Annotated in this window: 20 protein-coding genes, 7 tRNA genes, 1 rRNA gene and 1 pseudogene; 6 read left to right on the forward strand and 23 right to left on the reverse strand. The window is 42.6% G+C overall.

Translation table 11 applies throughout. From position 1 onward, the window contains the following. Window positions 1-196: 196 nt before the first annotated feature. From ACSLGF_RS11850 to ACSLGF_RS11935, 18 genes and pseudogenes are all read right to left on the reverse strand, one after another. Window positions 197-481, reverse strand: a pseudogene (locus ACSLGF_RS11850) (RidA family protein); the annotation flags it as partial. Window positions 482-491: 10 nt separating this feature from the next. Continuing rightward, complete coding sequence (locus ACSLGF_RS11855) at window positions 492-1256, reverse strand: ABC transporter permease (protein WP_456005637.1); 765 nt, start codon at window positions 1254-1256, stop codon at window positions 492-494. Then, the gene (locus ACSLGF_RS11860; protein ID WP_456005640.1) at window positions 1253-2170 is read right to left on the reverse strand and encodes an ATP-binding cassette domain-containing protein; all 918 of its coding nucleotides are present in this window, start codon (window positions 2168-2170) and stop codon (window positions 1253-1255) included. Before ACSLGF_RS11860 ends, ACSLGF_RS11855 begins: the two co-directional genes overlap by 4 nt. A gap of 14 nt (window positions 2171-2184) precedes the next feature. Next, window positions 2185-2376, reverse strand: coding sequence for a PLD nuclease N-terminal domain-containing protein (locus tag ACSLGF_RS11865; protein ID WP_456005642.1), 192 nt, complete (start codon window positions 2374-2376; stop codon window positions 2185-2187). Window positions 2377-2542: 166 nt separating this feature from the next. After that, window positions 2543-2899 (reverse strand): DUF2200 domain-containing protein, encoded by a 357-nt coding sequence (locus ACSLGF_RS11870; RefSeq protein ID WP_456005684.1) that lies wholly within the window; start codon window positions 2897-2899, stop codon window positions 2543-2545. Between the two features lie 532 nt (window positions 2900-3431). Continuing rightward, a complete protein-coding gene (locus tag ACSLGF_RS11875; protein WP_456005644.1) occupies window positions 3432-4232 on the reverse strand; it encodes a hypothetical protein in 801 nt (266 codons plus the stop codon). Between the two features lie 125 nt (window positions 4233-4357). Next, a complete protein-coding gene (gene glmS, locus ACSLGF_RS11880) occupies window positions 4358-6160 on the reverse strand; it encodes a glutamine--fructose-6-phosphate transaminase (isomerizing) (RefSeq protein ID WP_456005647.1) in 1803 nt (600 codons plus the stop codon). Window positions 6161-6730: 570 nt separating this feature from the next. Further along, entirely contained in the window at window positions 6731-8077 is a 1347-nt protein-coding gene (gene glmM / locus ACSLGF_RS11885; RefSeq protein WP_099726235.1) for a phosphoglucosamine mutase, read from the reverse strand. A gap of 25 nt (window positions 8078-8102) precedes the next feature. Continuing rightward, window positions 8103-9512, reverse strand: a complete 1410-nt coding sequence (locus ACSLGF_RS11890) for a CdaR family protein (RefSeq protein WP_456005650.1) — start codon at window positions 9510-9512, stop codon at window positions 8103-8105. Continuing rightward, on the reverse strand, window positions 9505-10326 hold the full coding sequence (gene cdaA / locus ACSLGF_RS11895) for a diadenylate cyclase CdaA (protein WP_008344027.1): 822 nt from the start codon (window positions 10324-10326) through the stop codon (window positions 9505-9507). The genes ACSLGF_RS11890 and cdaA overlap by 8 nt, the downstream gene beginning before the upstream one ends. Before the next feature lie 212 nt (window positions 10327-10538). Then, window positions 10539-11165: an anti-sigma-W factor RsiW gene (gene rsiW / locus ACSLGF_RS11900; protein ID WP_456005653.1), complete on the reverse strand. Its 627-nt coding sequence runs from the start codon at window positions 11163-11165 to the stop codon at window positions 10539-10541. A 14-nt stretch (window positions 11166-11179) separates the two neighbouring features. Beyond that, window positions 11180-11743: an RNA polymerase sigma factor SigW gene (gene sigW / locus ACSLGF_RS11905; protein ID WP_034324045.1), complete on the reverse strand. Its 564-nt coding sequence runs from the start codon at window positions 11741-11743 to the stop codon at window positions 11180-11182. Window positions 11744-11926: 183 nt separating this feature from the next. Then, complete coding sequence (rocF, locus tag ACSLGF_RS11910) at window positions 11927-12838, reverse strand: arginase (protein ID WP_456005656.1); 912 nt, start codon at window positions 12836-12838, stop codon at window positions 11927-11929. A 136-nt stretch (window positions 12839-12974) separates the two neighbouring features. Further along, window positions 12975-13046: transfer RNA gene (locus ACSLGF_RS11915), tRNA-Gln, on the reverse strand. Between the two features lie 4 nt (window positions 13047-13050). After that, window positions 13051-13135, reverse strand: a tRNA-Tyr gene (locus ACSLGF_RS11920). Between the two features lie 28 nt (window positions 13136-13163). After that, a tRNA-Thr gene (locus tag ACSLGF_RS11925) sits at window positions 13164-13236 on the reverse strand. 3 nt (window positions 13237-13239) lie between these two features. Then, window positions 13240-13315, reverse strand: a tRNA-Val gene (locus tag ACSLGF_RS11930). A 6-nt stretch (window positions 13316-13321) separates the two neighbouring features. Then, window positions 13322-13396, reverse strand: a tRNA-Glu gene (locus tag ACSLGF_RS11935). 220 nt (window positions 13397-13616) lie between these two features. Between ACSLGF_RS11935 and murQ the strand changes: the two genes are divergently transcribed. The 6 genes from murQ to ACSLGF_RS11965 are packed head-to-tail and all read left to right on the forward strand — an operon-like array spanning window position 13617 to window position 21349. Further along, window positions 13617-14528 carry an N-acetylmuramic acid 6-phosphate etherase gene (gene murQ / locus ACSLGF_RS11940; protein WP_456005657.1) on the forward strand — a complete coding sequence of 304 codons (912 nt, stop codon included), beginning with the start codon at window positions 13617-13619 and terminating at the stop codon, window positions 14526-14528. 14 nt (window positions 14529-14542) lie between these two features. After that, on the forward strand, window positions 14543-15412 hold the full coding sequence (locus ACSLGF_RS11945; protein WP_456005660.1) for a MurR/RpiR family transcriptional regulator: 870 nt from the start codon (window positions 14543-14545) through the stop codon (window positions 15410-15412). Beyond that, window positions 15409-16788: a PTS transporter subunit EIIC gene (locus ACSLGF_RS11950; RefSeq protein ID WP_456005663.1), complete on the forward strand. Its 1380-nt coding sequence runs from the start codon at window positions 15409-15411 to the stop codon at window positions 16786-16788. The genes ACSLGF_RS11945 and ACSLGF_RS11950 overlap by 4 nt, the downstream gene beginning before the upstream one ends. Before the next feature lie 13 nt (window positions 16789-16801). Next, entirely contained in the window at window positions 16802-18157 is a 1356-nt protein-coding gene (gene pbp4b, locus ACSLGF_RS11955; protein ID WP_456005666.1) for a penicillin binding protein PBP4B, read from the forward strand. A 13-nt stretch (window positions 18158-18170) separates the two neighbouring features. Further along, the gene (locus tag ACSLGF_RS11960; RefSeq protein ID WP_456005669.1) at window positions 18171-20090 is read left to right on the forward strand and encodes a glycoside hydrolase family 3 protein; all 1920 of its coding nucleotides are present in this window, start codon (window positions 18171-18173) and stop codon (window positions 20088-20090) included. Window positions 20091-20140: 50 nt separating this feature from the next. Beyond that, window positions 20141-21349 carry an exo-beta-N-acetylmuramidase NamZ family protein gene (locus tag ACSLGF_RS11965; RefSeq protein ID WP_456005686.1) on the forward strand — a complete coding sequence of 403 codons (1209 nt, stop codon included), beginning with the start codon at window positions 20141-20143 and terminating at the stop codon, window positions 21347-21349. A 38-nt stretch (window positions 21350-21387) separates the two neighbouring features. Here the strand turns inward: ACSLGF_RS11965 and ACSLGF_RS11970 are convergent, their stop codons facing one another. From ACSLGF_RS11970 to rrf, 5 genes are all read right to left on the reverse strand, one after another. After that, the gene (locus ACSLGF_RS11970) at window positions 21388-22353 is read right to left on the reverse strand and encodes a bile acid:sodium symporter family protein (protein ID WP_456005672.1); all 966 of its coding nucleotides are present in this window, start codon (window positions 22351-22353) and stop codon (window positions 21388-21390) included. A gap of 61 nt (window positions 22354-22414) precedes the next feature. Beyond that, the gene (locus ACSLGF_RS11975) at window positions 22415-23854 is read right to left on the reverse strand and encodes a SulP family inorganic anion transporter (protein ID WP_456005675.1); all 1440 of its coding nucleotides are present in this window, start codon (window positions 23852-23854) and stop codon (window positions 22415-22417) included. Between the two features lie 365 nt (window positions 23855-24219). Further along, a tRNA-Thr gene (locus ACSLGF_RS11980) sits at window positions 24220-24292 on the reverse strand. A gap of 1 nt (window position 24293) precedes the next feature. Further along, window positions 24294-24368: transfer RNA gene (locus ACSLGF_RS11985), tRNA-Asn, on the reverse strand. A gap of 42 nt (window positions 24369-24410) precedes the next feature. After that, window positions 24411-24526 (reverse strand): 5S ribosomal RNA (gene rrf / locus ACSLGF_RS11990). Window positions 24527-24649 lie beyond the last annotated feature (123 nt).

The raw sequence follows: 24649 nt of genomic DNA on the forward strand, positions 1-24649 counted from the left end.
TCTATGGTGTGTTATAAAATCAAAAAACGAATGTCAATAGACCCACCAATCTCTTAACCTAATATTACCATATAGAGAATAACAAGGTAATAGGAATGAGGTAATCTATTCTATGTACATATGTACAAGGATTAAGAAAATATATCATGTACAAAATAAAAAAAGATTAGGCGACAGTATCCTAATCCTTTATCTATTAAACAGTTATTCCCTCAAACCGCCCCATCACCAAACCCATCTCCTGACCCGCCCAAGCATCCACCTCTACCTCCAAAGCAGGAGAAGCCAGGGCCACCACATAAACCATCGTCATACAAGGAAGATGATCACCTAAAAACTGACCCATGATTCGTTTTCTGCTCGCAGCATCGAACTCTCCCACAAGATAAAACACTAGTTTCGTTATTTCTTCTACAGCCATATCTGCCGCTTCTACATTCCGTTTCACATTCTCTAACGCTAATTCGAGCTGCTCCAAAGGGTCCAGCAACCTATAATTCTTGTTTTCTAAAAAGAAACCATCCAATGAGAAAAAAGATAACAATCAATACCGATACACCTAGAAAGCTTGTAAGAGTCTGATCCGAATAAGTCCCTCTATGAATCATCTCCTCAGCCGCACTTGTCACGCCTTTAGGCGCAAACTTCCCTAATGTATCCTCATAAAATGAAGGAACAGTAAATAGAATAAGGTTGATCAAAAGCGACACACCCCCAGCTGTGACGGAACGCTGAAAGAACGCCGAAGCACAAATGGTCGACACGACAATCAGCAATAAATTGGGGTAATAAAGAAGCGTTCCTTTTAACACATTGACCCAATCCAGATGCCCAAATTGAATGTCCACATAATAAACGGAGGCAAGCACCGCCACCACCAAACTAAACAAGGTCAAACCAGCATAGGCACATATTTTTGAGACATAATAACTCATTCGACTGATCGGCTTCACCATAATCATCGCCGTCACCCCAGAGGCACGCTCTCCCGCAATCGTCCCCATCACGATCATAATGAGAATAAAAACGCCAAGTGAATCAAATTTACTTATTGCACTCGCTAAAGCCTCTCCAGCGCTTGGCTCTGGTATATAAAATGTGGATCCTTCAGGTAAATTAGCTGATTTCGATAAAAGATCTGGCAGCATTTTGAGCGTAATAGGCTGTGTGATCATTAAAATCGTAAAAATGATCGGCACAAATAAAATTTTATAACTAGTGAATAACTCCCTAAATTCCTTTTTCAGCATCATCATGCAGTCACAACCTTCATGAAAATATCTTCAAGCGTCAGCTTAGATAGTCGATAATGGAGAAGGACACCGCCAGCTTCAGTGATTAGACGAGGCAGCTCCTTCAATGCCATTTGTTGATCGTTCACTCGCACCTGATAAGCGCCCCCTGTTTCAATGCATTCCTCCACCCAATGCCGCTCTTTTAACAAAGCCACTAATTTCGTATTCTGTTGTTCTAATTGAAATTCAATCACTGGCTGGATATAGTCTTCTTTGATCTGTTTCATCGAAGAGGACATTTCAATTTTCCCGCTGTTGATCATGATAATATGATCCGCCACTCGTTCAATGTCATCTAAAATATGGGTCGACATAAAGATCAGCATCTCATGCTTTAGACGCTCAATCAAAGTCAGGACGTCTTTTCTTCCCATTGGATCAAGTGCAGACACAGGCTCATCCAAAATAAGAACCTTCGGGCTATTGATAAGCGCCTGTGCAATGGCGAGCCTCTGCTTCATGCCTCCGCTGTAGCTGCCAATGGTACGATCCTTCGCCTCATACACACGGCAAAGCTTCAGCAGTTCCTCCGTTTTGGAGCGAATGACTTTTTTCTCTAATTGAAATAACCCGCCAACCCAATGCATCCACTCCTGCCCCGTCATATCCTGGTAAAACGCCGGCTGCTGCGGACAGTATCCGATGACATGACTGATTTGATTCATATCCTTTGTCACATCCAGACCTGCCACCTTCACAACGCCAGACGTAGGACGAGCAAGCCCCGTCAAAAACCGAATTGTCGTCGTCTTTCCTGCTCCATTGGCTCCTAAAAACCCTACACAACCAACCTCCCCAACAGAAAACGAAACGTTTTTTAAAACTTCATGCCGACCATACGATTTCGTCAGCTCTTGACACTCCAGCATATTCAAGCGAATCCCCCCTACTAAGATGGTTTACGACCAAAAATGAAATACACAATAGGACCGGCACTCGCCACAAACACAATCACCAAAGCCCAAACCCACTTCACTTCTCCTCTGATCCTTGATGGATCTCTTTTCAGCAAATCAAACAAACCAATCACCATTAAAATCGCTTGCAGCAAAACGAGAGGTAAAATCATCTTCATATCCATCCACGCCACTCCTTTTTCAAACACCATTTTGTTTTGATAACACTTCTTTTGACGACATGGAGAGGGAAATCGTTCAAATGAATCTTATTTTTATCAATCGAATGGTCTATAAATATAAAAAAGCCCAGTGAAGGTGCGCTCACTGGGCTTACATGTTTATAGATGCTTATAATGAACCTCGCAAAATCTTTTCCATCGTCTTTCCCTTCGCTAACTCATCAATCAGCTTATCCATATACCGAATGTTTTTCATCGTTTCTTCCTCAATGCCCTCTACCCGAACACCACAAATGACTCCTTTGATTAAACTGCGGGAAGGATGAAGCTCAGGAGCCTCAGCAAAAAAGGTTTCAACGTCTTTATGTTTATCCACCTGTTCCTGCAGCTCTTCTGGACTGTACCCCGTTAACCAACAAATAATCGTATCGACCTCAGCTTTCGTTCGTCCCTTTCTCTCTGCCTTTGCGATGTAGAGAGGATAGACCTTTGCAAAGCTCATTGTGTAAATTTTAGGTTTGGTCATGTGTCTGCTCTCTTCTTTCGTTACATATTGATATCGCCAGGTCTTCAAAAGTTTCTACTCCCACTATATAAAATGTCTATTCCTTTTATTTTCGTGCAGTCTCAGTATTAAACCTTTGAAGAAGATAGCATGATTAGCTCTTTTTAAATCTCTAAAATAGACGTTCCACCTAAATTTCTTAACCTACGCTGTTCACAGTCATAAAATTTGTAAGTCCTTTTATGCTCTATCTATAAACAATCATATATACCTTTTTATTTCCTTCATCTTTTTTGAAAGCTTAATGTCGTTTATTAATACTTTCTACTGAAATAACTAGTTGAAAATTTCTTATTAGATACGAAAATAAATGTGTTCACTCGATGCTTTCAAACACCGAAACGATGCACATGTCCTCGAGAAAGTGCATCTTGAATTGTTAACCAGGACTTGTAAAGAGCAAGTTCACCTTGCCCTCTAACTGCTTTAATACAACTAGAGATTTTTGTTTTTAGTTCCACTGTTTGACGTTTTTCATGTAGATTACCTACCTTTACAAATATTCTAGAAACACAATACCAAATACTGCTGATAACGCTGCACCTACTCCTATAGAAATTAGCGCAAATATCCAATGATCTTTTATAGACTCGAATATTCCTTGTGGTGTAAATCCATAAATATGATGCCATTTACTTTTAGTTTTCAAACTCTTATCAATAACTCTTTCAAGTATGGCATGAAAAATATCTACTTTCCTAAGCGTTGAACGATGTAACTCAACATACTTTAATTCTTCAAAAGCTTTCGCTTCTTCTGCACCCGTTAAAAAATCTTTTTTAGTTATATTGTTTAAATCTATTAATTTTTCTAACCTCGGATGATCGGCATAATCTGCATAAATATCAACTAGTTTTCTTGCTAAATCAAACTTTTGAGAATCTGGTATTGAAATTGGCTTACCACCCAATACACTAAATCTATGATCTATAGCTTGAAAGCCATAATTAATATCTCTCATATTCCAATGAACCCAATTGTAATTCAGATGAGTTTTTATGAACTTATAAAATTCAGTTAACATTACCTTTTCTAACTCGTCATACCTCGCTTCAATTTCTGCTAAAAATCCTTTCTTTTCAGCTACTTTATGAATAGAAAAAGTTTCTGTTTGACCTGTATGAAAATAACGAACAGCAATTGACGTTATTCTAGGAGTGCGCCCGTCTTTAATATGATAAAAACTTTCGCAAGAATAATGTATTATTAGTAAGTTAGCAGCATTATTAACTAGATTTTGAATTTCATTTAAAGTTTTTCTTCTCTTATTCAATCTTTGTCTAGTATTAACCATTATTTTCCTCCCTGAAATAAAAAACACCCGTTCGCTTATTTTAATTATAAGCGAACGGGTGCTAAAATTCCATATTTAAACAATTTTATTATTCGAACACATCAAAAATCCGATTTTATTTAAACCTACTCCACCGTCACACTCTTCGCAAGGTTACGTGGTTTATCCACATCACACCCGCGGTGAAGTGCTGCGTAGTAAGCGATCAGCTGTAATGGGACAACAGATGCAAGTGGTGCAAGTGCTGGGTGTACAGCTGGAAGGACGAAACGGTCGCCTTCGTCTTCTAGGCCTTTCAGTGAGATGACACATGGGTTCGCTCCGCGTGCAACGACTTCTTTGACGTTACCGCGAATGCTGAGGTTCACGTGCTCTTGCGTTGCAAGGGCAATGACCGGTGTGCCTTCTTCAATTAAAGCGATGGTTCCATGTTTGAGTTCTCCGCCAGCAAAGCCTTCTGCTTGGATGTATGAGATCTCTTTTAGCTTCAGTGAACCTTCAAGGCACACATAGTAGTCAAGTCCTCTTCCGATAAAGAATGCGTTACGTGTCACTGTGAAGAAGTCACGAGCGATTTGTTCCATTTCATCCTTTTGATCAACAAGGGCTTCCATTGCGTTTGCCACAATACCAAGCTCTTTCACAAGATCAAAGTCAAGAGATTGACCATTTAATTCAGCTGCAACTGATGCAAGGATCGCAAGAACAGCGATTTGTGCTGTGTAGGCTTTTGTTGAAGCTACTGCGATTTCTGGTCCTGCATGAAGAAGCAATGTGAAGTCCGCTTCACGAGATAGCGTAGAACCTGGTACGTTTGTGATTGTTAATGCTTTATGACCAAGCTCTTTGACTTGAACAAGTACAGCGCGGCTGTCCGCAGTCTCCCCAGATTGAGAAAGGAAGATGAACAATGGCTTTTTCGATAGAAGCGGCATGTTGTAAGAGAATTCACTTGCTACATGAACTTCTACAGGTACTTTCGCCCAGTTTTCAATATATTGTTTACCGACAAGCCCTGCATGGTAGCTCGTTCCACAAGCCACAATGTAAATGCGGTCTGCTTCTGCTACTGCGCTTGCGATATCGCCAGCGACTGACAGCTTGCCGTTTTCGTCTTGATATTTTTGGATGATTTTGCGCATCACAAGCGGCTGTTCATCCGTTTCTTTTAACATGTAGTGAGGATATGTGCCTTTCTCGATGTCGCTTGCATCCAGCTCAGCGATATAAGAAGGACGTGTCATGATATCACCGTCAAGGTTTTTGATGATCACCTCGTCTTTTGTGACAATGACCATTTCTTTATCCATTAATTCCGCATATTCGTTCGTTACTTGAAGCATCGCCATTGCGTCAGATGCCACAACGTTGAAATCTTCTCCGAAACCAACCAATAATGGGCTTTTGTTTTTCGCCACATAGATTGTTTCTTTGTTTTCGTTATCGAAAAGGGCAATTGCGTAAGAGCCTTTTAGTTGAAGAAGCGTTTGACGGAAAGCTTCCTCTGTATCAAGACCTCTGCTTACAAATTGTTCGATGACTTGAACAACAACCTCTGTATCTGTGTCGCTTTTCAGTGTGACGTCTTGTAAATATTCGCGTGTCAATTGTACGTAGTTCTCGATGACACCGTTATGAACAAGTGTAAAACGGCCAGAAGCACTTTGATGCGGATGCGCATTGAGATGGCTTGGTACACCGTGTGTTGCCCAGCGTGTATGTCCGATTCCTGCTGAAGATGCCACGTTTGCATCCACGACCTCACGAAGCTCAGCGATACGTCCTTTTTCTTTGAACACATGCACGCCTTCTTCGTTTGCCACAGCAATACCTGCTGAGTCATACCCGCGGTACTCAAGCTTCTCTAAGCCTTTTAATAAGATTTCCTTCGCATCATTCTGACCAATATAACCTACGATTCCACACATAAATATTCTTCCTCCCGATCACGTGAAAGGGACAAAGAAAGCCTACTAAAATAGAAGGGACATTTCTTCGTCCCTCTCTACATGTTTATTTTGGGAGATCATGTGTATTCCCTTTGTACAAAGAGTCACCTCTTTGCTTTAAAGAAACACTTACGGCTGTGATCTCTTTTGATCAGCCGGGAGGCATCCGCCGAAAATTCGATAACCTCCATCCTCGTCAACTAAGCATCTGTCGTCCGATCGCTTAGTTCGGGCGCTATCATTATAAGAGTTCCTGAACATCTACCCTGCCTTTCCAGCTAGAATAAAAATCCAATAACACAAGGATGATTGTACTATAAGGTCTGACCTCCGTCAATCACAATTTAGGGGTGATCCCTTTCATTTGAGAAAGCGAGACCTCCATACACTATATGCGATGAGGCTTGTCACGTTCTACCTTTGATGTGCTCTCCTATGTATGAAGGCATTAGCAAGTTACCCTCCCTTATATGATTCGTACAGTTCATTTCACTTATGACGATTATTCGAAAAAAAGCAAACCGCTGCTTAGCGATTTGCTTTCATCTATTACTCAATACCCATTTCCTCTTTGACAACAGCGGTAATTCGAGCCACATATTCATCACACAGCTCTTTTGTTTTCGCTTCCGCCATCACACGTACAAGCGGCTCTGTTCCAGATGGACGAACAAGAATACGGCCGTCACCGTTCATCTCTTTTTCAACCTCTTGAATCACAGCTTTTACTTTTTCATTTTCTTCCACTTTATATTTATCAGACACCTTCACATTCACTAGAAGCTGCGGGAACTTCTCCATTTCAGCCGCAAGCTCTGATAATGTTTTTCCTGTCGCTTTTAGCGTATTCACAAGCATGATGGCAGAAAGCATGCCGTCACCTGTCGTATTGTAATCAAGGAAAATCAAGTGGCCTGATTGCTCGCCGCCGACATTATAGCCGTCCTTTTTCATCGCTTCGACCACATAGCGGTCACCAACAGCGGTTTGGATGCTCTTAATGCCTTGTTTCTCCAGCGCTTTATAGAAGCCGAGGTTACTCATGACTGTTGACACGACTGTGTCATCCTTTAATCGGCCTTCACTCTTCAAATAACGTGCACATATGTACATAATTTGATCGCCGTCTACGATATCACCTTTTTCATCGACTGCAATTAAACGGTCACCGTCACCATCAAACGCAAGACCAATATCCGCACCCTTTTCCTTTACAAAAGCAGAAAGTGCCTCTGGATGAGTTGAGCCGACGCCATCATTGATATTCAAGCCGTTTGGTGATGTTCCCATTGTGGACACATCTGCATCTAAATCAGCAAATAAATGTGTCGCAAGAGAAGATGTTGCACCATGTGCACAGTCAAGGGCCACGTGAATGCCTGTGAAATCCTCATCCGCTGTCTGCTTCAAGAATTGCAAGTATTTCTGACCACCTTCAAAGTAGTCATTCATCGTTCCAAGATCGGCTCCAACTGGACGTGGTAATTGATCGACTGGCTGATCCATTAGCTGCTCAATTTCGTTCTCCTGTTCATCTGACAGTTTAAAGCCGTCGCCGCCGAAGAATTTAATCCCGTTATCCTGAACTGGGTTGTGAGAAGCAGAAATCATAACACCCGCTTCTGCATCCATTGCCTTCGTTAAATAGGACACGCCAGGTGTTGAGATCACACCTAAACGCATCACTTCAGCCCCAATTGAAAGTAAGCCTGCAACGAGGGCTCCTTCTAGCATATGACCAGATACACGTGTGTCTCGTCCAACGAGTACCTTTGGACGTTCTTTATCCTTCGTGAGGACATAGCCGCCAAATCTCCCAATTTTAAATGCGAGCTCTGGCGTTAATTCGCTATTAGCCACACCCCTTACACCATCAGTTCCAAAGTACTTGCCCATGTTTCAATCGCTCCTTTTTTACCATTCAAGAGGGCTCTGAGTCCTCTTTTTTATCTTCTTTAACCCGCTGTCTTTGTCTTGATTCTTTCTTTGCTTTATATTGTGTCGATTCCTCTTTACTCTTCTTTTCCTGATCATCGTTATCAGACGATTGATCCTTTCGATCATTCGTAGAAGCCGGCTGATCTTCTTTGTCAGTAGAGGTAAGTTTCACCTTGACCTTTGATCTCGATAAAGTAAACGTCACATTTTGAGGACCGTTCACTTGTACTTTGACCTCATGTGTTCCTTCGTTCAAGTCCCCCACATTGATATAGGCTTCAATATCTGAAGCCTTTAGTTTATCAATTGCACTCTTTGATCCTTTTGCTGTTAACATGAGACGCCCAGAAGACGGACTCACAAATTTAGAGCTGAGATCCTTGCTCAGACCCACGACAGAAATAGGTACATTATCGATCTTTTTTTCTTCAGCTGTTGCAACCTTCACTTTGATCTTAACGGTTTCAGGCGACACCTTTTTCACACCATCTGGCAGTGGAATGTCGGCATCAACCTCCGTATCATCTTTAATCTTGCTTAGGTCCAGCTTAACGCCATCAATAAAATCAAGTGCATCCAGCACCTTTTGGGAGCCGTACACTGTGACCTCACTAGGGCTTGTCTCAATGCTTGAAATACTGATCCCATCCGGTAAGCTGCCCGTCCGCTCAATTTTAAACGGGATCTTCTTGCTTGGACTCGTGATTGGGACCGTAATATCCACCACTGACGGACTCACTTCGACTGGCAGCTCGTTCCCGCTGCTGTCATACACAGTGAGCTTCGCTTCTTTTTCAATCTGTTGATCGACATCCTCTAAGTTCACAAATGCTTTAATGACAGAAATTTTGTCGATTACATCCTTTGAGCCAGTGACAGTCACCTTTTTCGGATTCACAATGGGCTGTTCGGGTAAATAACCGTCTTTGATTTTATTTTGATTATAAAATTCTGTTTCAACAGGAAATTCAGCTGTCGTTTTTTCTTGTATCGTCACAGTCGTCACAGACGGATTAATCGATAATGTGATTCCCTTTGATACATCTCTTGCCTTCAGCTCCACTTTATGTGTGCCTGTCGTTAAGTTTTGCATATCTGCATAAATTTCAAAATTCTTTGTTTGTCTTGCTGTTTTCACAGCACTTGTTGATCCTTTAATCGTGACATTGACTGTCTGCGGTACACCAGTGACGACGTACTTCTCGTCATCATAATACGCTTTAACAGGAATGTCAGTTAAGGTTGCTTCATCTGTCGTCGATGTTGGGAAAAAGGATTCACCGATTTTTTTCGGCGTGGGCGCTTGCGCTGAATTGACTGCACCATACAGCAATAAAGCGAAGACCAATGCAAGAAACTTTACGGCCCAGCGATTATTCAAAATCTTATCCATTTTTCTTGCCCCTCCAATACCATTTGGTCGAGGAAGCATCTTTGCTGTTCTTACTAAATTCAGCAATCAGCATTTCTTCAAGCGCTTCTTCTGTCAATTCTCGATGGAGATCACCATTTCTTGCGACACTAATGCCGCCTGTCTCCTCAGAGACGATGACGGTTAAGCTGTCTGTCACTTCACTAATACCAACTGCCGCCCGGTGGCGCGTTCCGAGTTCCTTAGAGATAAAAGGACTTTCTGACAGCGGTAAATAACAAGCTGCAGCTGCAATCTCATCACGCTTCATAATGACAGCACCGTCATGAAGCGGTGTATTCGGAATGAAAATATTAATCAGCAGCTCAGAACTCACCTTTGCATTCAAAGGAATTCCTGTCTCTATGTAATCATTCATCCCAGTATCGCGCTCAATTGTCAGCAGCGCTCCTATTCTGCGTTTTGCCATATAGTTAATTGCTTTTGTAATTGCCTCGATCGTTTTCTGCTGCTGTTCCTCTACAGGTGTCCCGCTTCTTGAGAAGAAACGGCCGCGCCCAAGCTGCTCAAGCGCTCTCCTTAGCTCTGGCTGAAAAATAATAATGATCGCAAGGAACCCCCACGTAATCGCTTGATCCATCAGCCATTGAAGTGTGTTAAGACCGAGATACGCACTTCCCATCCTGACGAGAACAATGACCACAATTCCCTTTAAAAGCTGAACCGCTTTTGTTCCGCGGATGACCATCATTAATTTATATATCACATACCAAACAACGAGTATATCAACAGCATTACCGAGGTACTGCAAAAAAGGAATATCCCCTAAAGCCATTTCCTCGTCCTCCAGAATTTTCAAGTTTCTTCGTGTGATGCATTTTTTTATAAAAAAAGCCTATGTGTAAATACATAGCGAGGCTATTATACCACATTTTATTTCAGCAAGGAAAATAGTTGCCATATATGGCTGGCTTTCTAGTATGCGTGAATCTGAGCAATGATATAGAAAAAGAGCAGCCCCTAAGAGACTGCTCCATGCTGTTTGATTTACTTTTGCTCCTCTGGCCCAATGACCCGCATCACGTTTTGTGCTGTGGATTTCATTTTGTACCAGATCCAATCAAACACTTCATTAATTTCATTGATTTGACCAGTGACTTGTCCGGCAGAAGCAGTCAGCTGTTCCCCATTGACGACTGTGACATTTCCATCAACCTTGCCTTCTACAATCAGCTTGCCATTTTTGACAGTGACATCACCTTTGACGGTTTCCCCTTTAGGCACGGTCACTGTATCATTTTCAACCACGAGATTCGGCTGCTTTGACACACTGAAATTATGATCGGTATTCCAGCTTGTAAACAGACTGCCTCCCATCAAAATGAGAAAGAGGGCAGCGGCTACGATCAGCGGGTGAGCTTTGATCCATCTTTGAACCGACACACGCTTTTTCTCCTTTGGAAGACCTGCCATCACCTTTGCAGTGATATCAGATGGTGCTTCTATATGAGATGTACTCTGCACTAGCGCAATGGATTTCTCAATTTGTTGAAAATGAGTACGGCACTCCTCACACGATTGCAGATGGCTCTTTAATTCTTTTTCGTCTTCGGGCATGATATCCCGGTCTAAATACTGATGCATAAGCTGGACGACTCTATCCTGACAGCTCATCAAAATCACCTCACTCAAAGGTCTCTCAACTGTTTCCGGAGAGCCTCTCTACCCCTGTGTATTCTCGTTTTCACCGTACCAACTGGTATATTCAGAATCTCACTAATTTCTTTTAACGAGAGTTCATCAATATACTTTAATACGATGACCGAACGATATTTATCGGGTAATCTTAGAATTTTTTGCTGAATGGTACTCGATAACTCAAGAGATACCACCTCATCCTCTGGCAAAATGCCATCAGCAGCAATTTGAGAATACATATTCAGTCCTTCTGTTCCTGCCACCTCTGCATCTAAATAATAATCCGGCTTTTTTTTGCGAATACGGTCGATGGTCAGGTTGGTTGCAATGCGGTACAGCCACGTGGAAAACTTACGATTCACATCAAAGCTCTCAATATTCACATAGGCACGAATAAACGCCTCCTGCGCAATATCCTCCGCTTCGTGTGCATTCCCAAGCATACGGTAGCACAACTGATAAATTTTGTCTTTATACAGGTCTACGATGTCTGTAAATGCGTTTTGGTCGCCTTTTTTCACTTGCTTAATTCTCTTTTTAATCATTGTGTCCATAGTATATTCAACCTCTGCCTTCACCGGTCTTTATTGTATACGAACCTCTTTCCAAAAGGTTTCATTCTCCTCTAAAAAATAGTGTAACAAATTTTTGACAGCGTGTTACGCTTATCAGCCGGTAAAAACCTTAATATATCCTTAAATTTCCCCAAAATAAAAAAAACAGGAACAAGTCCCGCTCTACAATAACTTTTCACCCATTAAAGAACCAATTAAAGCAACTGCCGCTTCTGCTGTTTTATTTTTCTCATCTAATACTGGATTTACCTCCACAAATTCGGCTGAAGTTAAAATACCTGCTTCCTCTAAAAGCTCCATTGCAAGGTGACTCTCACGATAACTAATGCCGCCTGCCACAGGAGTTCCTACACCAGGGCATTCCGCTGGATCTAGCCCATCTAAATCAAGCGATAGGTGGACACCATCTGTTCTTTCCTTTAAATACGCAATAGCTTCCTCCATCACCCTTGTCATCCCTAAACGATCAATTTCATGCATCGTATACACCTTCATACCTTTTTCTCTAATCAACTGCCGCTCTCCTTCATCTAAGGAACGAGCACCAATTAATACGACATTTTCAGGTTTCAATTTAGGAGAATAACCACCAATGTTCGTTAAATCAGCATGCCCAAGGCCAAGACTGACAGCAAGCGGCATGCCATGAATATTTCCAGAAGGAGAAGTTTCCTCCGTATTTAAATCACCGTGCGCATCATACCAAATGACACCCAAGTTTTCATAATGCTTAGCTACACCGGCAAGTGTGCCAATCGCAATGCTGTGATCACCGCCTAAAATCAGTGGAAACGAACCTGACTGCACAATACTGTCAACCTTTTCAGCAAGCAGCTGATTGGCACCAGCATTCTCCGTTAGATTTTTTAATTTTTCACTTGTATATAAACCTTTCTCATCGTCTCTTTGCTCGACTGGAATATCCCCGAGATCCTCCACATCAAATGAGAGCGATTCCAATTTTTCTTTTACGCCAGCACATCGAATCGCACTCGGTCCCATATCGACGCCCCTTCTCGTTTGACCCAAGTCCATCGGAACCCCGACAATCGTGACCTTCTTTTGATCTCCCATATGTACATCCCCTTTCTGTTCATGCTTATATTTTACTTTCTCGATGCCTCCTGACTCAACTTGACAACATTTTGAATAGTTATACATTCCCTCTGCTAACATAAAAAAAGACACCTTTTTGAAAAAGGTGTCTTAACTGGGCTAGCTGGATTCGAACCAACGCATGACGGAGTCAAAGTCCGTTGCCTTACCGCTTGGCTATAGCCCAAAAATGGTGGAGGGGGGCGGATTCGAACCGCCGAACCCGGAGGGAGCGGATTTACAGTCCGCCGCGTTTAGCCACTTCGCTACCCCTCCACATATGGAATTGATAAAGAAAAAACAGTGCCGGCAAGAGGACTTGAACCCCCAACCTACTGATTACAAGTCAGTTGCTCTACCAGTTGAGCTACACCGGCATATGGTGGAGGATGACGGGCTCGAACCGCCGACCCTCTGCTTGTAAGGCAGATGCTCTCCCAGCTGAGCTAATCCTCCACATCATGGTGACCCGTACGGGATTCGAACCCGTGTTACCGCCGTGAAAGGGCGGTGTCTTAACCGCTTGACCAACGGGCCAGTTTGTCAAGTTTACTGTTTCCGTGAAGCTGACAAAAGTTATTATATACAGGTTGTCCCCCTTTTGTAAAGGGGAATTTTATTTTTTTTATTTTCTAACAATTAACCACCTTTCAGCACGACATTTTGATTAAAATATAATTTCAGTATTTAAATATAATATTGAAACTTCATATCATACTCAATATACTGAAAATGAAGAAATAAGGAGGTATGTCACATGCAGCCATCTCAACTGCGTTCTTTGACAACAGAATCAAGAAACCCCAACACAATGGGAATTTCACAAGCAGATCCGCTCGCAATGCTCCAAATGATCAATCAAGAAGATATGAAAGTCGCTCAAGCGGTCAATCGTGTACTTCCACATGTGAAAACAGCAAGTGACTTTGCCTATGAATCCATCTCGAATGGAGGCAGACTCATTTATTTAGGCGCTGGAACAAGCGGCAGAATTGGCGTGATGGACGCTGTTGAATGTCCACCAACCTATAGCGTCTCACCTGATGTCATTGTAGGCATCATGGCAGGTGGAGACTCCGCGTTTTCACATGCTGCCGAAGATGTGGAAGACAGTGAAGAAGCCGGCAAACAGGATTTAGTACACATCCACCTCACGTCAAAAGATACTGTCGTCGGCATTGCCGCTAGCGGTAGGACGCCCTATATCATCGGTGCTTTAAACTACGCAAGATCCATTGGAGCAAAAACAGTAGCCCTCAGCTGCAATGAACAAGCAGAAATTAGCGAGCTGGCAGACTGCGCCATTGAAGTCGTCGTTGGACCTGAAGCCATCACTGGGTCAACACGAATGAAAGCCGCATCCGCTCATAAAATGATTTTAAATATGCTTTCCACCTCTGTCATGATCAGACAAGGCAAAGTATATGAAAACCTGATGGTTGATGTAAAAGTAAGCAATCATAAACTAAAAGAACGCGCCATCACCATCATTCAACATGTGACAAACGCTTCCTACGAACAAGCCGTGAAAACACTTGAAGCGGCAGATTTAGAAGTCAAAACCGCCATCGTCATGCTCCAAACAAACACAGACAAGAAGACAGCACAGGACTTACTCAACAAAACGAATGGCCATATCGACAAAGCCATCTTACGTCATCAATCCTAAAGGAGGCAGTGCTCATGTCAGCAGGTGGACTCACCCTATTACACACAATGAAAGCAAAGCTCCCCCAATCCGAAAAAATCATTGCAGACTATATCCTTGCCCATCCTGACAAAGTCATTAAAAGCACAGTGCATGAAATCAGTCAGGCTGCCGGTGCAAGCAGCTCTGCAGTGATTCGCCTTTGTAAATCTCTCGGACTAGATGGCTATCACGATTTGAAAATGCGGATTGCTGGAGACTTAATGCATACCGATAAACAGGGCTACCGAGATATCGAACAAGATGAACCACTTCACTCCATTATTCAAAAAACAGCAGGAAACTCGATTCAATCGATTAAGGATACTGCCTCTATTTTAAATGCAGATGCTTTAGAAAAGGCCGTTCAATTGCTGCTACATGCAAACCAAATCCACTTTATCGGTGTTGGTGCATCTGGCATCGTCGCAGCTGATGCACAGCAGAAATTTCTCAGAATCAATTATGCGGCCACAGCCTTTACTGACATGCATATCGCATCCACCGTCATCGCAAATGCAGGAAAGAACGACATTGTTTTTGGTATATCCTTTTCTGGAGAAACGTTAGACATCATTCAAGCCCTTCAGCTCGCAAAAGAAAATCAAGTGAAAACCATTGCCTTAACGCATCCAGGTCATACAAGCGTTTCTGCTTTATGTGACGTTCACCTATCGACGTCCGGTTCCAATGAAGCACCTTTCCGCAGTGCTGCCACTTCCTCTAGAATGGCACAGCTCTACTTAATTGATGTCTTGTTCCTCAGTTTAGCTTCCCGTCAATATGAAGAGACAGCGCAATATATTGACAAGACTAGGCATGCCATCCGCTCCATGAAACGAAAACCAAAGGGGGATTCAACATGAGTCATCAAAAGAAATATCAGCAGTTAGCGAAAGATATTCTTAAGCTCTGTGGTGGTTCTGAAAATATCTCTTCTCATACACATTGTATGACACGTCTCCGAATTACACCGATCGATGATGAAAAAGTTCAAATCACAGCGATCAAAGAACTTGATGGCGTCATTGGCGTCGTTGAGGCGGAAACGCTTCAAATCATTTTAGGCACTGGCGTCGTCAACCAAGTATCAAGTGCGTTTGAACAGCTGCTAAAAGCCTCTGGTTCATATGACTTGAACAACGAAGCACAAAAAAACAAGCAAGCCATTTCACAAAAGAACCGCACACCGTTCAAGCTGTTCTTACGACGGATTGCCAGCATTTTTATCCCTATCATTCCAGCACTGGTTGCGTCAGGTCTCATTACTGGTATTACAAAAGCGATCGTGCAAGCGGGCTGGCTTGATGAAAAATCTCAAGCTGCAATCATTTTAACCGTTATTGGTTCAGGCTTGTTCGCTTATCTTGGTATATTAGTCGGAACAAATGCCGCAAAGGAATTTGGAGGCTCTCCCGCATTAGGCGCATTAGCTGGTATCCTCATTATTAATCCAGCCTCCGCAGATATTATGTTATTTGGCACAAATATTCTACCAGGCAGAGGCGGACTCATCGGTGTTCTTCTTGCCGCCATCTTTATGGCCTTTGTTGAGACCCGAATTAGACGCTTCGTCCCGCAGTCACTCGATATCATCGTCACACCAACCATCACATTACTCATTACTGGAATTTTTACGTACATCGTCTTCATGCCAGTCGGCGGATTTATATCTGATGCCATCACCTCAGGACTCACTTATCTATTAAACATGGGCGGTATTTTCGCCGGATTTGTTCTTGGTGCGACCTTCCTTCCTCTTGTAGTAACAGGACTTCACCAAGGACTGACACCAATTCATATGGAACTCATCAATTCAATTGGAGATGACCCGCTTCTGCCAATTCTCGCTATGGGAGGCGCAGGACAGGTCGGTGCTGCATTTGCCATTTATATGAAAACAAATAAGAAAAAGCTCAAAAGAGCCATTGCAGGTGGACTTCCTTCAGGAATGCTTGGTATTGGTGAACCACTCATTTTCGGTGTCACACTACCACTAGGAAGACCATTTCTCACTGCTTGTCTCGGTGCTGGAATCGGCGGAGCATTTCAAGCCTACTTCCAAATCGCCACTAAAGCAATTGGGGTATCAGGTCTTCCATTAACCTTTATCGTTCACGCGCATCAAATGCTTCTTTACTTAATTGGACTATTCATTGCATATGTCGCTGGATTTATCTTCACATACTTATTTGGCTTTCATGATGATATGGCTGTTGAATTCGAGGAAACCAATCAATAAGGAGGTCTAGCTATTGAAGAAATGTTTTCTTTTGATGACATGTCTGTTCATGCTCCTTGGGCTACCAGTACAAACATTTGCAACTAGCTCCCATCCTGTATCGTCTTTGTCTAAAACAGCACCTGAAGAATATCCCGTCTTAAAAAAAGCAAAACGACCAGAACAAGTAGGTTTTTCTTCCAGGCAGCTTAGGAAGGTTGATCAAATGATTCAAAACGATATCAAAGCAGGATTTCCAGGAGCCGCGCTCATCATCATCAAGGATGGTAAGATCGTCCATCAAAAAGCCTATGGCTACAGGCAAAAATACGAAGGGTCTAACGAACTCAAATCGTATAAGAAAATGAAAAAGAACACGCTGTTCGACCTGGCATCCAATACAAAAATGTACGCCACCAACTATGCCCTGCAAAAGCTTGTATACGAGCAAAAACTAGATGTGAATGAAAAAATACAATCCATCCTGCCAGACTTTCAGGATGAACCAGATGCAAAGGTAACCGGCAAAGATCAGCTTCGAGTAAAGGATCTTCTCACCCATTCTGCCGGACTCCCATCCAGTGTCTTATTTTATAGCAAAGAATCAGCGGGCTCTTTTTTCTCTCAAGATAGACAAACAACCATGAAATGGCTGCCTAAGGTGCCTCTACAATACGAGCCAGGTACCCAGCATATTTATAGTGATATTGATTACATGCTTTTAGGCATGATCATCGAGAAAAAAACAGGAATACCTCTTGATCAATATGTAGAGTCTACGATCTATCGGCCGCTAGGTCTCAAGCATACAATGTTCAATCCGCTGCAAAAAGGATTCAAGCCGAAGCATTTTGCAGCAACTGAACGTTTAGGCAATACGCGAGATGGTGTGATCGATTTTGAAAACATTCGACGATACACCCTGCTAGGAGAAGTACACGATGAGAAAGCATATTACTCAATGGCTGGTGTCTCCGGCCATGCTGGGCTTTTCTCTAACACCTCAGATATGGCGGTGCTGCTCCAGCTGATGCTCAACAAAGGAGGCTATGGGAAAACAACCATCTTTGACCAAGCTTCTATCGATCTCTTTACAACATCCTCAGACACGAACCCAACTTACGGGCTAGGCTGGCGGAAAAACGGCCATACTGACATGGAATGGATGTTTGGAAAATATGCAAGTAACGAAGCCTATGGACATACAGGCTGGACCGGAACGATGACGTTGATTGATCCAAAACACAATCTAGGTATCGCTTTGCTGACGAATAAGAAACATTCACCTGTCGTTTCACCTGAAACCAACCCTAATCAATTCGAAGGTGATCTTTTCCCAACTGGTACTTATGGAAGCATCATGACCGCAATCTACGAATCTTTTAAGTAAAAGGAGGAATTCGATGTTAAAATCTCTCTTCCCCGCTGCTCTGGTTTTGGCCCTGCTAACCTCTTCCATTCCAACGGAAAAGATTAGCTCTGCCTCTCTTCCAACCGCAAAACAAATGGTGGAAGACATGTCACTGGATGAAAAGATTGGCCAAATGCTCATGCCAGACTTTCGCAATTGGCAAACAAAAGATGAATCCGCGCCTACAGGCTTAACAAAGATGAATCAAGAAGTATCCCATCTTGTAGAGAAATATCATCTAGGCGGTGTCATCTTATTTGCAGAGAATGTCGTTGATACGAAACAAACCGTCAAACTCACTCATGAATTTCAAAAAACATCGCCAAATATTCCTTTACTCATTTCAATTGACCAAGAAGGCGGAATCGTCACAAGACTACAAAAGGGAACACATTTCCCAGGAAATATGTCGATTGGTGCCTCTAGAAGCAAGAAAAATGCATACGACACAGGAAAAATCATCGGAAAAGAATTAAACGCCTTAGGTATCAATACAAATTTCTCTCCTGTTCTTGATGTGAATAATAACCCAAACAACCCCGTCATTGGTGTCCGTTCCTTTAGCTCTGACCCTGCACTTGTCACTAGACTTGGCCTTCAAACCATGAAAGGACTTCAAAAGGAAAAGACCATATCCACACTAAAGCATTTCCCGGGACATGGTGATACAGCCGTCGATAGTCACTACGGCTTGCCGCTCGTAGAACATGACCTAGATCGTTTAAAAAAGGTTGAGCTGTATCCATTTCAACAAGCAATCAACGCAGGTGCGGATATGGTCATGACCGCTCATGTTCAATTTCCTGCCATTGATAACACGACCTATCAAAGTAAAAAAGATGGCGAGGACATCATGGTGCCAGCTACCTTATCGAAAAAAGTGATCACACACTTATTAAAAGAAGAGATGGGCTTTCAAGGAGTTGTTGTGACTGATGCTTTAAATATGAAAGCGATTGCAGATAACTTCGGACAGGAAGAAGCCGTGGTGATGGCCATTAAAGCAGGAGTCGACATTGCCCTCATGCCAGCCCCTGTTATGTCCTTAAAAACCGAGAAAAACCTAGAAAATGTGTTTAATGCTTTAAAACGAGCCGTTCTATCAAACGAAATTCCGATGTCTCAGATCAACCAATCTGTCGAAAAAACCCTTCAATTGAAGATCAAGCGCGGCATCATTTCCACTAAAAAGCCAGTAAGCCTTGAGAAAAAAATCAAAAAAGCCACTCAACTCGTTGGTAAAAAGTCGCACCGGAAAGCTGAACAAAAAATGGCCCGTGAAGGAGTCACTCTGCTTAAAAACAACGAAAAGACCTTACCTTTTCAACCTAAAAAGAATGACCGAATCTTGCTCATGGCACCTTATGAAGATCAAACAAAAGCAATGTCTGTCACGATTGAATCTTTGGTCAAACAAAAAAAGATCAAGCCTGTACGTACCCAATCATACGCTTTTGCAGATAAGACCTTCTCGAAAGAAACAGCCAAATTGATTCAAGATGCTGACTATGTCATTACCGGCTCTTACGTTGTCCAAAATGACCCAGCTGTGAATGACGGTGTGATCGATGACAATGTACAGGACCCGAAGAAATGGGCAACCGCCTTCCCTCGTGCTGTCATGAAAGAAGCAAAATCACAAAACAAAAAAATGGTCATCATGAGTCTTAGAAACCCTTATGATGCTGCTAATTTCGAAGAAGCCGATGCCTTACTGGCTGTTTACGGTTTTAAAGGCTATGCAAAAGGACAATTCAACCAACCGAATATTCCTGCTGGACTAGAAGTGATATTTGGAGCGGCATCACCTAAAGGCAAACTGCCAGTCGATATCCCATCTGTCACTCATCCAAATCAAATCCTTTACCCATTTGGCTATGGGCTCAACTTGAAAGGGAAACAGATCAAATAGGAGGGATTCTCTTGAAAAAGACAGCAAGCTTGATACTCGCGAGCATTCTCATGATTAGCACATTGACCGCCGCCTCCCCAACAGATCAAGGACGAACAGACACAAAAGGAAAAAAAGCAGCAGTCAAAACAGGTATCGAAACATTACTCTCAAGTAATCTCTCTTGGCTAAAAGGGAAAAACGTAGGGCTTATTACGAATCCTACCGGCATTGATGCAAACATGAAAAGCAGTGTCGATCTCCTATTTGAGCACCCAAATATTAAGCTCACTGCTCTATATGGACCTGAACACGGCGTGCGCGGCGATGCACAAGCAGGAGAAGGCGTCGAATCCTATACCGATGAAAAAACAGGCCTGCCTGTTTACTCTCTCTATGGAAAAACAAGAAAACCAACTCCTGATATGCTCAAAAATGTAGATGTGCTGCTATTTGATATTCAAGACGTTGGCGCTCGATATTACACCTATATTTACACGATGGCCTACGCGATGGAAGCCGCTAAGGAAAACAATATCCCATTTGTTGTCCTAGACCGTCCAAATCCCATAGGCGGGCTAAAAGTAGAAGGGCCTGTATTAGAACCCGAACACGCCTCATTTGTGGGTCTTTATCCAATACCATTAAGACATGGAATGACCACTGGGGAGCTCGCAAATATGTTTAACAAAGAGTTTCATATCAATGCTGATGTAACAGTTATCAAAATGAAAAATTGGAAGCGATCCATGACGTTCGATGACACGAAGCTGCCGTTCGTCCTTCCTTCACCTAACATGCCGACAGTTGATAGTACCTTTGTATATCCAGCCACAGGATTAATTGAAGGCACAAACGTCTCTGAAGGCAGAGGAACGACAAAGCCATTTGAGCTCATTGGCGCTCCATATATCAATAGCAACGAGCTATCGGATCATTTAAATAAGCTAAAACTAAAAGGCGTTCAATTTAGACCAGCTTCATTCACTCCTACCTTTTCAAAACATGCCGGGACTCTTTCTCACGGTGTGCAGCTATACGTCACAGACCGCTCTTCATTTGAAGCTGTGAAAACGGGGTTATCCATCATCAAATCAATACATGATTTGTATCCTAATGACTTTCAGTTCCTTCAAACAGGCAGCTTTGATAAACTGATCGGGAATGGTTGGGTCAAAGAGGAAATCAATAAAGGCACTTCAGTCAAACACATCATGAAACGCTATCATCATGATCTCAAAACGTTCGAAAAGAAACGGAAAAAATATCTCATCTATTAACTCGCAAAAAACCTCCGTACTTTGAGATGGAGGTTTTTTCATGATAAAGATTTAGTCATAGCAGGTGTTTCCAGCTCAAAACGATTGAGTAAAAAACCAAACAAGGCAGCAAGCACTTGCTGAAACAGCATGCCAATCACAACAGGAACAGCGACAGCAGGCGGGAAAAAGCTAGTGGCAAGCACAGCTCCCGCACTAATATTTCGCATGCCACCCGTATACACAATGGCCACAATCTCCCCTTGAGTACATTTCATCGCCTTTCCAATCAACCACGCAAATGCATATCCGCTCATCGCAATGAGAAACACGGTTGCTGCTTTGCTAAAAAATGCGGCATCCAGTTCACGCAAGTATGGCGCGACAACAGAACTATTAATCGACACCACTACAAACAAGCCTATTTTTGAAAAAGGTGACAGTGTCTGACTGATCATTTTCGTCACAGCAGGCTTTGCATACTGACGAACGAGCATCCCTAAAATAGATGGAAGCACAATCATCCCAAACAGCCCTTTCATGATCGCCACCATGTCCATATGAACCTGTGTACCGGCCAAAAGTGACAAACTGGCTGGCACAATAAATGGCGAAAGCAATGTATCAATTAAAATGATGGATAACGTTAACCCAACATTCCCTTTATACATCGCTGCCCATATTAAACTAGAGACACCTGTTGGAATCACCATTGCAAGCGTCAAACCGGTGATCGTCATGGAATCACCCGCAAATATCAGATGCCCCGCTGACCAAGCATAAAGGGGCATCAATACATGCAAAATCATAAACGATAAAATCAAAGGCAATGGGTGCATCACCGTATGCTTTAAAGCCGAAAAAGTAGAAGACAAACTCCCTGCAAAGGTCATAACAGCAAATACCCATGGCACCAAAAACGCAAAATCCTTTAAATAGGCCGCCAATAATACACCAATTAACACACTAATAGGCGTAATGAGCGGCATCATCCGGCCGAGCACTTGGTTCAAACGCACAAGCATGCCGGCCACCTCCATCCTTCACTTTCTTCCCTTTTCTATTGTAACAAACAGAAAGATCTTTTTAAGAACCCATCACCTGCTTCACAAGCTTTTGACTAGATGTATCCATTCCAACTACGTCTACTTGCACACCAGCTGCTCGATATTTTTCCTTCACACGTTCAATTGCTGCCACGCCTGATTCATCCCATATACGCGCTTCAGACAAATCAATCACAACGGATTGAAGATCTTTCCCCTGATGGAATGCTGAAATCAAGTCAGTGACTGAAGCAAAGAAAATTTGCCCCTTAATTCGGTAAACCCAAGTACCTGCTTGGCTTTCTGTAGAGGTAATATGAAGCTTTGATATTTTAGCCACAAAGAAAACCGCACTAAGCAGCACACCTGCAAAAACACCCTTTGATAAATCATGAGTCAACACCACAGTCACGACCGTGACAAGCATCACAATAGAATCTGTTTTCGGGTTCTTTTTTAGCTGCTGGAATGAACTCCAATCAAAGGTACCAATCGAAACCATGATCATCACAGCCACAAGAGCAGCCATCGGAATTTGAACCACCACATCACCCAATACAAAAATCAGCACCATTAAAAATGCACCTGCTACAAAGGTAGAAAGCCGGCCTCTTCCGCCAGCCTTTGTATTAATCACAGATTGACCAATCATCGCACACCCAGCCATACCTCCAAAGAATCCTGCAACCACATTGGCGATTCCTTGGCCTCTCGCTTCTTTGTTTTTACGACTAGACGTCTCCGTCATATCATCTACAATCTGTGCTGTTAAAAGAGATTCAAGTAAACCAACCATCGCAAGTGCTAAAGAATAAGGAAAAATGATAGCAAGTGTCTCCCAGCTAAACGGCACATTTGGGATAAGAAAAGCAGGCAAAGAACTAGGAAGCTCTCCCATATCTCCGACCGTTCTGACATCAATATGCCCAAATACAGCAATCATCGTTATCACAATAATCGCAATGAGTGGAGAAGGGATTACTTTTGTGATCATCGGCAATACATAAATGATCAGCAAAGCACCACCTGTCATCATAAACATAGCCATTGATTCTCCAACGAAATGTGGAAGCTGAGCCATGAAGATCATAATCGCCAATGCATTCACAAAACCTACCATCACGGACCTAGGAATAAATTTCATCAATCGAGAAACACGGCACAACCCAAACACAATTTGAATCAGACCTGTGAAAATCGTAGCTGCAAACAAATACTGCAATCCATGGTCTGCAATCAAGTTAACCATGACCAGGGCCATTGCACCTGTAGCAGCTGAAATCATGCCTGGCCGTCCACCAACAAACGAAATCACAATCGCAATACAAAACGAAGCATACAATCCGATCTTCGGATCAACGCCCGCAATAATCGAAAACGCAATGGCCTCAGGAATCAAAGCCAGGGCCACTAAAATACCTGCCAATACATCCTGACGCACATATCCAAACCATTCTTGCTTTACAAATAAATCTTTCAAACCATCTACTCCTTTTTATATACATACCGTACATCGAAAAATAGAAGATCAACGAAACCTGAAGATAAAGAAAGGAAAAACAAACAACACTTCACTTTCGGGGAAAAAGAGGAACGTACAGAGTCTTTTGTTAGAGAGGATTTTATCACTTTAGTAAGAATAAAAGAAATCAGCTGAAGAATCAAGAACAAAAAGAAGGGATATATAGAAAGCTAATACAAAAATCTTCCATCCATATCGATCCATTCATTTTTCTATTTACATCAGTCTACTCGTAATCGAGCGAGTTCAATTTAATTTAAAAAAACAAAAAAAGCCTTCTCATCATTGAGAAACCTTAAGAGTTACCATTATTATTAGAGGAAAGCTTCCAAGCGGGCTCGAACCGCTGACCTCTTCCTTACCATGGAAGTGCTCTACCTACTGAGCTATGGAAGCATGGCTCCGCAGGTAGGACTCGAACCTACGACCGATCGGTTAACAGCCGATAGCTCTACCACTGAGCTACTGCGGAATGATAAAGTAACTTCTTCCATTGGAAGGATATAAACAAAAAGCTTGGCGGCGTCCTACTCTCACAGGGGGAAACCCCCAACTACCATCGGCGCTGAAGAGCTTAACTTCCGTGTTCGGTATGGGAACGGGTGTGACCTCTTCGCTATCGCCACCAAACCTGATGGAGAGAATGTTCTCTCAAAACTAGATAACAATGTTCATGCTTCACATTAGAATATAGGTTAAGTCCTCGATCTATTAGTATCTGTCAGCTCCACGTGTCACCACGCTTCCACCTCA

It is taken from the genome of Bacillus sp. A015, from assembly GCF_053851875.1.